Here is a 10620-nt window from a genome sequence, read left to right on the forward strand (position 1 = left end):
CGCCAAGAATTCTCCCCATTTTTGCAAGCCATTGCATTTCAACGGAAAATATGCTTTTATTGAACGATCATTCAATAAATAAAGAGCCTTTATGAACCCGCATCTGCGTGACGTGGCAATTCCCAACGATTGGGATCGGCGGGGGCTGCCGGGCTGGAGCTATCATTCCGACGCCTTGCTCGAACTCGAGAAAGAGCACGTCTTCCGCAATCATTGGCAGATCGCCGGCCATGTCTGCGACGTGCCGAACGCCGGCGACTATCTGACGATGGATGTGGTCGGCGAGCGGGCGCTGATCGTGCGCGGCAAGGATGGCGTTGTACGCGCCTTCAACAATATGTGCCGCCACCGCGGCAGTCGCGTTGTCGCCGACAGTCAGGGCACTTGCAAGAACGCGCTGGTCTGCCCTTTCCATGGCTGGGTCTACAATCTCGACGGCACACTGCGCGGTGCTGCCCGCCCGCGTTCCTTCCCCGACCTCGACAAGACCGAATTCGGCTTGATGCCGCTCGAGCTCGAAATCTGGATGGGCTTCATCTTCATCCGCTTCCGCAAGGGTGGGCCGCAGCCATCCGTGGCCGAGCTGTTGAAGCCGATCGAAGCCGAGATTGCTCATTACGGCGTGGTCGAGATGGTGCCGTCCCGGGGCATCTGGACCCAAAATACGCCGGTCAACTGGAAGTCGGTGCGCGACGTCGACAATGAAGGCTACCACGTCGCCATGGCACATCCGGCGCTGCAGGATCTTTACGGTGCGACCTATTTCGACGAGCCGTTCGTCAACGGCGTGTCGCGCTCCTTCGCCACTTACAATCCGCATGCCGGACGGCGCTGGAGCGTCGCGCAATATATCAAGCTCGCACCCGAGGCGAAGCACCTGCCGGAGCACCTGCGCAAGGCCTGGATCTACTACAGCATCTTCCCGAACAACGTGCTGTCGATCATGCCGGAATCGGTGCAGTTCTATCAGGAATTCCCGCTGTCGACGGGTGAGACGCTGCTGCGCGGCGCCATCTACCGCTATCGCGACGAGACCAGGCAACAGGCGGCTGCGCGCTACCTATCCCACCGCATCGATCGCGACACGCTGGCCGAGGACGTGCAGCTCTCGATATGGTCCAACGAATCTATGCTGTCCGAAGCCTTCGGAGGTTTTTACCTCTCCGATCTCGAATATGGCGTGCGCACCCACCACGACCATTTGCGTAAGCAAATTCCCGTGCTCGGATTGGAGACCGCGCCCGAGGAGAAGGATATGTGGGCACTCAACGAGGCGCTCAGATCACGCTCCTGACGCCCTGGTCCTCAGGCCCAAATGGCGACCGGAATGCCTAAACGATCGGCGAGCGGCGGATCCGGAAACGGCATTGCCTCGCCTCTGACGATGCGTCCGGCAACCACCATCATTGCCGCGGCGTCGAGGAAATCGTCGGCAGCCGCGCCGCGCGGCGGCGTCTGTTCGAGAAAATCCTCGCTATAGCCATGCTGGGCAAGCAGCGCCTTGCGTTCGGCCATGCCGGCCGGATTGATGTTGCCCCTGATCTTCTTGGGCAGGCGCATAGCGCGGTCGCCGTTCAGTTTGCAGAAGGCAACTTCCGGATGCGATTCGAAGACGCGGCTGCGCAGTTCGGGCCGCGCGATCAGCAGCGAATCGATCTCGCGGATCTTGGCGAAGATGCCGAAGGCCTGGATCGAGACGCCGCGCGGCGGATCTGATGTCGTCCTGGCCACCTCGCTTGCCTTGCGATGTGCGGCGTACCAGGCATCGACCGTGGTGAAGGCTTCGATCTCGGCGTAGAGCGCGGCGCGGGAGGGGATGGCAAAGACACTGGACTGCCGAGCCCCGAGCAGCGGCCGCACCAGCGCCTCCGGGCCGCGACCGCCTCTTTGCGAGAAATCGGGCAGGCCGATCGGCATATCGACCGCCACGATCGCATTGACGGGCAGTCGGTCGAGCAACGCCGCGAAGCTTGGGAAAACGGTTGTAGACGGTGCCGCACCGGGATCGCGGCGGACGGCAATCCAGCCAGCCTTGCAACCGTCGACGCCGACAAGCACAACGTCCTCGGGCACAACGTCCTCGGGCACAACGCTCTCGGGCACAACATGGTCGGGCACAACATCCTCGGGCGCATCGTCCTGCGGCACGGCGTTTTCGGCCCGAGTCACGCCCGGCGGTCCCGTTCCGGATGCAGGAGATGGCGAAGCTGCACCATCGCCATTGGGTGCGACAGGCTCTGGGCATCGGTCTCGAGCTGCAACTCGTCGCCGCCGCGCTTGGCGGTGCGCGCCAGGATCTCGTAGACCGCCGCGGTGGTCGATTGCAGAGCCTTGGCGGCCGGCTGGCCGGACAGGATCCGCGCCAGGTAGACGGCAGCCGTCAGGTCGCCGAGCCCATTCGGCGGCTTGTCGATGAGCCGGTGTTCGGCAAGCAGCGCCTCCCTGCCTGTGAGCAGCAAATTGCCGGTGCCGCCGGCCATCATCGCCGGCGCCGAAGTGACCAGCATGGCCGGTGGGCCGGCCTGCAGGGCCGCAGCCATTGCCGATTTCAGGTCTGGCAGCGGCGCTCCGGCCATCCATTCCAGCTCATAGCGGTTGGGCGTGGCGATATCGGCGATCGGCATCAGCCGGTCGCGCATGGCGATAGCGGTCGGCTCAGGTACGTAGAGGCCGCCCGAATCGCCCATCACCGGGTCGCAGATATAGAGGGCTTCCGGTGTCTTCGCCTTGACCGCGCCGACCAGCGAAGCAACGGCGTCGGCCTGGCCAGCCTCGCCGAGATAGCCGGACAGCACGGCGCCGACCTCGCCCAGCCACGGCGCGCGCTCGAGGTCGGTCATCAGCGCCTTGAACTGGTCCATCGGCGGCACGATGCGGGTGGCCCGGCCATGGCCCGGATGCCAGGGCAGGATGACGGTCGGCACCGCCCAAACCGGAAAGCCGAGCGTCTCCAGCGCAAAGACGGCGGCACGGTTGCCGACCGAGCCACGTGCGACATGGCTGGAGACGACGATGACCGCGCGCGGCGCGTCGGTTTTTTCGGCACTCATTGATTTTTCCTAACTGCCCCTGGTGACGAAAAGCACGAGCCAGATCAACAGGCCGATGGCAATAAGCAAGCCCGCTGCCCGACCGATGCGGGTGCCCCAATATTCGATCGGATCCGACCGGTCGGCATCGGCCGCGGTGACGCGGTCGCGCGCACCTCTGGCTGTTCGCGCGAGGAACGAGGTGCCGCCCGGGTCGGTCTCGCGCGCCACCCGCTCCATGATGCGGCGCGATTCCGCGTCGCTGCCGTGGCGTTTCGCCATGGTGATACCCCGTTTCATGCCGAGCTTAACCCGTTCGCCTTGTCTGTCACAGGGCCTGACGGTGAATGGCAGAAACCAGTAACACTTCTCGGCCGAAGTCATTTTCTTACGCAAGGATTGTGCTAATGCTTCGCCTGCCAATGCTATCGAGGGGACCTTATCATGCTTGCCCAGCGCCTTTGTTCACCGCCAATCTTCCGTAATTTAGCTGCGTTCCTGGTCATGGCCGTCATGCTGCCGCTGCTTGCGGGCTGCGGCTACAACACCATCCCGACAGCTGAGGAAAACGCCAAGGCAGCATGGAGCGAGGTGTTAAATCAATACCAGCGCCGCGCCGATCTCATCCCCAATCTTGTCAACACGGTCAAGGGATACGCCGCGCACGAGAAGGATACGCTCGACGCCGTGGTCGAAGCGCGCGCCAAGGCGACGCAGGTGACCGTGACGCCGGAAACGCTGAACAATCCGGAAGCCTTCAAGAAATTCCAGGACAGCCAGGCCGGCTTGACCAGCGCGCTGTCGCGCCTGCTGGCGGTGGTGGAGAACTACCCCGATCTCAAGGCCAACCAGAACTTTCTGGCGCTGCAAGCACAACTCGAAGGCACCGAGAACCGCATCACGGTCGCTCGCCGCGACTATATCCAGGCAGTGAGAGAGTACAATCTGACGCTGAGGACCTTCCCGTCGGTGATCTGGGCGACCTTGTGGTTTCGCGGCAACCAGCCGTTTGCGAATTTCACCATCGAGGAGGATAAGATGCAGCCGCCGAAGGTCGATTTCGGCACCAACACCACGCAAGGCGGGTGAACGGCGCCTGTTGAGCCTGGGCCTGTTGGCCTTGTATTCCTTCGCGCCCCCCTCTGTCCTGCCGGACATCTCCCCACAGCGGGGGGTGGGAAGAAACGCCGCCCTGATTTTTCTTGGCTTCGTTCTAACCTTTCTCCTGCTCCCTCTCATCGTTCTCGCCGCCGAATTGCCGGCGCTGACCGGACGGGTCGTCGACAATGCCGGCATCATCGATGCCGCAACCGAGGCGGCGCTGACGCAGAAGCTTGCCGATTTCGAGACCAAGGGTTCGGACCAGATCGTGGTCGCGACCATCCCCAGCCTCGACGGTGAGGAGATCGAGCCTTACGCCAACCGGCTGTTCCGCGCCTGGAAACTGGGCCAGGCGAAGGAGAACAACGGCGTCCTGCTTCTGGTGGCGCCGAACGACCGCAAGATGCGCATCGAGGTCGGCTATGGGCTGGAAGGCACGCTGACCGACCTGCACACCAAGCTGATCATCGAAAACGACATGGTGCCGGCCTTCCGTGCCGGCGATTTCTCTGGCGGCATCAGCAAGGCCGTCGACGACATGATCATGGTGCTGGAGGGCAATCCCGAAGAGCTGGAAGCGCGCGGTAAACGCAACCAGCAGGCGCCGTTCAACAGCGACGATCTGTTCTTCACGATCTTCATAGCCATCTGGGCAATCATCTTTTTCGGTGGCCTCGCAGCCTCCATCCTGCCGCCGATCTTCGGCCAGAAGATCGGTCCCGGCCGCTATCGCTGGCTGGGCATGACCTTCGAGCCAAACCGGCGGTCATCCGGCGGCTGGTCGGGAGGTTCCGGCGGGGGATGGTCGTCGGGTTCAAGCGGTGGCGGGTTTTCCGGCGGCGGCGGTTCGTCCGGTGGCGGCGGCTCCTCGGGAAGTTGGTGACGAGATGACAAGACACGCCATCAGCCCGGTGGAATTCGGCCGTTTCATCAAAACGATCGGCACCGCGCTTATGGGCATGGCGGTGCTGCTGGTCGGCTTCGCGGCCATTGCCGCCGAATTGCCGGCGCTGACCGGACGAGTCGTCGACAATGCCGGCATCATCGATGCCGCAACCGAGGCGGCGCTGACGCAGAAGCTTGCCGATTTCGAGACCAAAGGTTCGGACCAGATCGTCGTCGCGACCATCCCCAGCCTCGACGGCGAGGAGATCGAGCCTTACGCCAACCGGCTGTTCCGCGCCTGGAAACTGGGCCAGGCGAAGGAGAACAACGGCGTCCTGCTTCTGGTGGCGCCGAACGACCGCAAGATGCGCATCGAGGTCGGCTATGGGCTGGAAGGCACGCTGACCGACCTGCACACCAAGCTGATCATCGAAAACGACATGGTGCCGGCCTTCCGTGCCGGCGATTTCTCTGGCGGCATCAGCAAGGCCGTCAATGACATGATCATGGTGCTGGAAGGCAATCCCGAAGAGCTGGAAGCGCGCGGCAAGCGCAATCCGGCGAATGACAATCCTGTCGATCCCATCTTCGTTCTGTTCATCGTCCTGTGGGCGACGATGTTCTTCGGCGGCCTGGCAATGGCATTCCTGCCGCCGATCTTCGGCACGAAGCTGTCGCCGGGCGTGTACAAGTGGCTGGGCATGACGTTCCGCTACGGCCGTGGGCCAGCTTCGTCATCCTCCGGTGGCGCTGGCTGGACGTCGGGGACCTCGTCCGGCAGTGGCTGGTCGTCTGGAAGTTCCGGCAGCGGTTGGTCGTCCGGAAGTTCGGGTGGTGGGTTTTCAGGTGGCGGCGGTTCGTCCGGCGGCGGCGGTTCTTCAGGAAGCTGGTGAGACATCAATCATGGCAACACGACCGATCAGCCCCGAAGATCATGAGCGGATCGCCGATGCGATCCGCGCTGCCGAAGCAAAGACCGACGGCGAGATCTACTGCGTCGTGGCGCATGCCAGCGACGGCTATTTTTTCCCGGCCGCTTTCATGGCGATGCTAGGCATGCTCATCGTCAGCCTCGCCGTCGGTTACGGGCTGGAAGCCTGGTGGCTGTCGATCCGCTTGCCGCATTTCGTCATCGCCGAGCTGCTGGCGCTTGCCAGTGTGCTCATTCTGTTGTGGGCATTGCCCGCATTGCGCATCCATTTGGTGCCGAGGCGTCTGCGCTACCAAGCCGCCCACGCCAATGCGATGAAGCAGTTTCTCGCCCGCAACGTCCACCGCACCACGGCGCGCACGGGCGTGCTGGTGTTCGTCTCGATCGCCGAGCGCTATGCCGAGGTGGTCGCCGACAGCGGCATCGATTCTCGTGTCGGCCAGCATGTCTGGGACGGTGTCGTCCGCGACCTTACGGCGCATGCCGGCGACGATCGGCTTGCCGACGGGTTCGTCAAGGCGATCGAAGCGGTCGGTGCGGTACTGGCCGAGCATTTTCCGGTCTCGACCGGCGACAGCAACGAACTGGACGACCATCTGGTCGAGATTTGATCTCGCTAAAAGCGGTTTTCCAGCGTCTCAAGGACGCACTGTTCGGCTGTGTGAAAGCATCGCGGCGGCCGACCGGACTCTTGCAATCGGGCGCGGCGGGTTTATGGTTAACCAATCATGAATACGCTGAGCATCGACATCAGGAAAGCCGAACCACGCGATGCAGCCGCCATTGCCGACGTGCATCTCGAGGCCTGGCGCGGCGCCTATTCGGGCATCATCCCGCACCGTACACTGACATCGATGATCAACCGCCGCGGTGCCGATTGGTGGGCAAATGCCATTCGCCGGGCCGCCACCGTCTTGGTCGTCGAAATCGGCGGCAAAATTGCCGGATACGCGACGATCGGCAAGAACCGAGCACGTGAGCTCAGGCAGCAGGGCGAGATCTACGAGCTTTACTTGCGGCCGGAGTATCAAGGCATCGGGCTCGGCAGCCGGCTGTTCGCAGCCGCACGGGCACGGCTGGCCGACCATGGCCTGAAAGGCATGGTGGTTTGGGCGCTGGAAGACAATCAGAACGCACTTGCCTTCTATGCCGGCGCCGGCGGCCGCGATGTGGCCGAGGGCGTCGAGATCTTCGAGCAGAAGGCGCTGAAGAAGGTCGCTTTCGTCTGGGAATGACGGCCAGCGCATGATCCGGCCGGTTTCGGTTCGGACGATCCCCCCAGTACCATTCGCCGCATTGCACCATTCGCCATCGGCCGCTATCGATCTTCAATCGAGAGAGGGATAAAGCGATGCGGATCGAAGCGATTGCCAGCGGAAAGAACCCGCCCGAGGACGTCAACGTCATTATCGAGGTGCCGATCGGCGGCGAGCCGATCAAATACGAGATGGACAAAGAGGCCGGCACGCTGTTCGTCGACCGCTTCCTTCACACTTCGATGCGCTATCCCGGCAATTACGGTTTCGTACCACACACGCTATCGGGCGACGGCGACCCGATCGACGTGCTGGTCTGCAACACGCGCGCGCTGGTGCCAGGCTGCGTCATCAATGTGCGGCCGATCGGCGTGCTGGTGATGGAGGACAATGCCGGCCAGGACGAGAAGGTCATCGCGGTGCCTTCGCCCAAGCTGACCTTACGCTACGAGGACGTCCACGAATACACGCAATTGCCTGACATTACCCGCCAGCAAGTGCAGCATTTCTTCGAGCACTACAAGGATCTCGAACCCGGCAAATGGGTTAAGATCGAAGGCTGGTACGATGCGGCCTATGCCAAGAAGATGATCGTCGAGGCAATCGAGCGGGCCAAGCGCAAATAATTATCGGGCGCAAATAATCAGTTGTCGACGCGGCCGAAAGCGGGCGCGTCGCCGATCACTACGCGCTTGTCCTTGCCGCAGGCGAAGGTGCGTGCCTTCTCGTCGGCAAGCTTGCGCGCCTGATCGTTGGCGGCGGGATTGCCGGTGGCGAGCACAAGGCCGATCGTGCAGCCTTCGTGGGCGTCAGGCTGGGCAACCTTGGCGACGATCAACACTTCCGTCGACTTGTTCTCGCCCTCGGTATCGCTGATCGAGCGACGATGAATGACGGCGAACGGAATGGTAGTTTTGCCGTTGGTTTCGATCCGCCACTCGACTTTAGGTCCAGCCGAGTTGAGGCCGGAAAAGCTTTCCCAGACCGTGGTCATATCGCCGGGTGGAAAGCCGTAGAACAGCGATTCCCGCGCGTCGTCGTAGGAAACCATCACCGGGTAGCCGCCATAACCCGAACAGGCGAGGTCGGCCCAGTCGCCGTCGCCTTCCTCCGCCTGGGCATAAGTCACGCAGTCCTTCTCCCAGACGAGATCGGTATAGACGCTGGATATGTCGCCAGCCCGGGCGGCGTTGCAGAAGCCGGCGAAGGCAAGCGGGATCAAAAGAGCGCGCATGGCGGACAACTCCGTTCGGGCTGCCGCAGCGTACCGTCAAATCTAGCAGCAGCCTAGACGAACTCAGGCTGCTCACAGTGATCTGGTAAACGGAACGCTATTTCTTCAAGCTTGCCTCGATCAGAAGGTCGGCGTTGCGGGCGACCGACTGCGCCGGCCCGCCGACACCGAACAGCTGGCCGCTGATATAGGCGCCCTCGATCAGGAGCAGCAGCCCGTCGCCTAGCGTGTCGGCGTCGCCGGCGCCCATCTCTGCCGCCATGGCACGCAGGCGCCGGCGCAATTCCCGCTTGTTGGCTTCGCTCACGACGCGGGCTGGATGGCCATGTTCGGGATATTCGACCGCGGCATTGGTCATGCCGCAGCCGCGATAATCGGGCCTTTGCGTACGCTTGCCGACACGCGTCAGGAAGGCGAGGATCTGCGCGCGCGGATCGCCGGGATGGGCATTCACCGCCTCGTCGAAGCGCTCCCAAAATTCGAGGTCATAGTGCCGGAGATAGGATGCGGCCAACTCATCCTTGGACGGAAAGCTGCGGTAGAGGCTGGGCTTGGTGACGCCGGCACGCCGCACGATCTCGTCGACGCCGATCGCCCTGATGCCTTGCCGGTAAAACAGGTCGCGCGCCACCTGGAGAATCCGTTCGGCGGCGCGAGGCGGCGGTGCGTCATTCGCCTTGATCGTTGGTTCAATGCTTTTCATGTCTGGTGTACCGATTAGCTGGTTGACAATGTTACCGGTCGGTACGTATGTTTCGCGCTCCTGCAACGTACCGGTCAGTAACATGATAGCTCAATCCCGCCCGTTTGGCCAGCGCTACGCTTTCGTCGTGGTCGCCGTCATCTTCCTTTGCCTGCTGATCGCAGCGGGCCTGCGTTCGGCGCCGGCAGTCATGATGCTGCCGCTGGAGAACAGTTTCGGCTGGCGGCGCGACGTCGTCTCACTGGCCGCTGCCACTGGCATCTTCCTCTATGGCCTGACCGGGCCGTTTGCCGCGGCGCTGATGGAGCGGATCGGGCTGCGCCGCACCTTGCTTGCCGCGCTGCTTTTGATGTCGGGATCGACCGCGCTCAGCCTGTTGATGACCAAGCCGTGGCATCTGCTCCTCACCTGGGGCGTGTTTTCCGGCGTCAGCTCGGGCGCCGTCGCCACCGTGCTCGGCGCAACCATCGTCAACCGCTGGTTCAAGACCAATCGCGGCCTGGTGATGGGACTGATGTCGGCGTCCAGCGCCACCGGGCTGCTGGTCTTCCTGCCGTTGCTCGCCTCGCTCGCCCAGTCAGGCGGCTGGAAGCCGGTCGCCATCGCCATTGCCGTGGCCACCGCCTGCCTGGTGCCGCTGGTCTATATGCTGGTGCCGGAGCGCCCGGCCTCGATCGGCATGGTCCGCTATGGCGCCGATGCCAACGACGTGCCGCCGGCGCCGCCGGCCGCGCAAGGCAATTTCCTTTCGCATACGCTGAGCACGCTGCGCCGCGCCGCCGGTACACGTGTGTTCTGGTACCTGTTCGCCACTTTCTTCGTCTGCGGCTTCACCACCAACGGGCTGGTCGGCACGCACCTGATCGCCTTTTGCGGCGACATGGGCATAGGCGAAGTGCAAGCCGCCGGCCTGCTGTCGATGATGGGCATTTTCGACCTGATCGGCACGACGCTATCGGGCTGGCTCACCGACCGTTTCGATCCGCGCAAGCTGCTCGGCGTCTATTACGGCATCCGCGGCCTGTCGTTGATCTATCTGCCCTATTCCGGCTTTTCGGCAACCAGCCTGATCATCTTCGCCGTGTTTTACGGACTGGACTGGATCGCCACGGTGCCGCCGACGCTGAGGCTTTCCAACGAGGCGTTCGGCGACCGCAGCGGACCGATCGTCTTCGGTTGGATCGTCGCCGGCCATCAGGTTGGCGCCGCGACAGCGGCCTTCTTCGGCGGCACCATGCGCGAGCTGCAAGGCAATTACGAGCTTGCCTTCCTGATCGCCGGTATGACGGCAATAGCCGCCGCCTGCATCTCGCTGCTGATCAACACCAGCCGCCCGGCCTTCGAGCCGGAACCGCAGGCGGCTTGAGTTGCAACGGCTGAGCGCTAATCTTCCCCCTGTTTGGACCGGGGACATCGCGAACAGGTGTGCGAGGACATCGCGAACAGTTTGGCGCGCTTTGCGCTGGGGGGTTCGGGATGCC

At 63.0% G+C, this 10620-nt stretch carries 13 protein-coding genes; 8 read left to right on the forward strand and 5 right to left on the reverse strand.

Annotated elements, in window-relative coordinates; all coding sequences use genetic code 11:
- The first annotated feature begins 91 nt into the window (after positions 1–91).
- Positions 92–1294, forward strand: a complete 1203-nt coding sequence (locus NKH42_RS11780; RefSeq protein ID WP_352690245.1) for an aromatic ring-hydroxylating oxygenase subunit alpha — start codon at positions 92–94, stop codon at positions 1292–1294.
- An 11-nt stretch (positions 1295–1305) separates the two neighbouring features.
- Here the strand turns inward: NKH42_RS11780 and NKH42_RS11785 are convergent, their stop codons facing one another.
- The 3 genes from NKH42_RS11785 to NKH42_RS11795 form a co-directional block, all read right to left on the reverse strand.
- Positions 1306–2073, reverse strand: coding sequence for a DUF429 domain-containing protein (locus NKH42_RS11785; protein WP_352690300.1), 768 nt, complete (start codon positions 2071–2073; stop codon positions 1306–1308).
- Between the two features lie 92 nt (positions 2074–2165).
- Positions 2166–3050, reverse strand: coding sequence for a pyridoxal kinase PdxY (gene pdxY, locus NKH42_RS11790; RefSeq protein ID WP_352690243.1), 885 nt, complete (start codon positions 3048–3050; stop codon positions 2166–2168).
- A gap of 9 nt (positions 3051–3059) precedes the next feature.
- A complete protein-coding gene (locus NKH42_RS11795; protein WP_352509075.1) occupies positions 3060–3311 on the reverse strand; it encodes a hypothetical protein in 252 nt (83 codons plus the stop codon).
- A gap of 162 nt (positions 3312–3473) precedes the next feature.
- On the opposite strand from NKH42_RS11795, the gene NKH42_RS11800 reads away from it, so the two are divergent.
- The 6 genes from NKH42_RS11800 to ppa all read left to right on the forward strand — a co-directional run bounded on the left by NKH42_RS11800 (position 3474) and on the right by ppa (position 7828).
- Positions 3474–4118: a LemA family protein gene (locus NKH42_RS11800; RefSeq protein WP_352509074.1), complete on the forward strand. Its 645-nt coding sequence runs from the start codon at positions 3474–3476 to the stop codon at positions 4116–4118.
- 85 nt (positions 4119–4203) lie between these two features.
- The gene (locus NKH42_RS11805) at positions 4204–5013 is read left to right on the forward strand and encodes a TPM domain-containing protein (protein ID WP_352509073.1); all 810 of its coding nucleotides are present in this window, start codon (positions 4204–4206) and stop codon (positions 5011–5013) included.
- Positions 5014–5083: 70 nt separating this feature from the next.
- Positions 5084–5908 (forward strand): TPM domain-containing protein, encoded by an 825-nt coding sequence (locus NKH42_RS11810; protein WP_502896210.1) that lies wholly within the window; start codon positions 5084–5086, stop codon positions 5906–5908.
- Positions 5909–5918: 10 nt separating this feature from the next.
- A complete protein-coding gene (locus tag NKH42_RS11815; protein ID WP_352509071.1) occupies positions 5919–6557 on the forward strand; it encodes a TPM domain-containing protein in 639 nt (212 codons plus the stop codon).
- 117 nt (positions 6558–6674) lie between these two features.
- Positions 6675–7181: a GNAT family N-acetyltransferase gene (locus NKH42_RS11820; protein WP_254817749.1), complete on the forward strand. Its 507-nt coding sequence runs from the start codon at positions 6675–6677 to the stop codon at positions 7179–7181.
- 116 nt (positions 7182–7297) lie between these two features.
- Entirely contained in the window at positions 7298–7828 is a 531-nt protein-coding gene (gene ppa, locus NKH42_RS11825; protein WP_023721304.1) for an inorganic diphosphatase, read from the forward strand.
- A gap of 17 nt (positions 7829–7845) precedes the next feature.
- On the opposite strand, the gene NKH42_RS11830 is transcribed toward ppa, so the two are convergent.
- On the reverse strand, positions 7846–8436 hold the full coding sequence (locus NKH42_RS11830; protein ID WP_352509070.1) for a hypothetical protein: 591 nt from the start codon (positions 8434–8436) through the stop codon (positions 7846–7848).
- Between the two features lie 97 nt (positions 8437–8533).
- The gene (locus NKH42_RS11835; RefSeq protein WP_352509069.1) at positions 8534–9139 is read right to left on the reverse strand and encodes a TetR/AcrR family transcriptional regulator; all 606 of its coding nucleotides are present in this window, start codon (positions 9137–9139) and stop codon (positions 8534–8536) included.
- A gap of 82 nt (positions 9140–9221) precedes the next feature.
- Between NKH42_RS11835 and NKH42_RS11840 the strand changes: the two genes are divergently transcribed.
- On the forward strand, positions 9222–10505 hold the full coding sequence (locus tag NKH42_RS11840) for an MFS transporter (RefSeq protein WP_352509068.1): 1284 nt from the start codon (positions 9222–9224) through the stop codon (positions 10503–10505).
- The last annotated feature ends 115 nt before the right edge of the window (positions 10506–10620 follow it).

This window comes from Mesorhizobium sp. M1142 (assembly GCF_040318565.1).
Classification (GTDB): Bacteria; Pseudomonadota; Alphaproteobacteria; order Rhizobiales; family Rhizobiaceae; genus Mesorhizobium.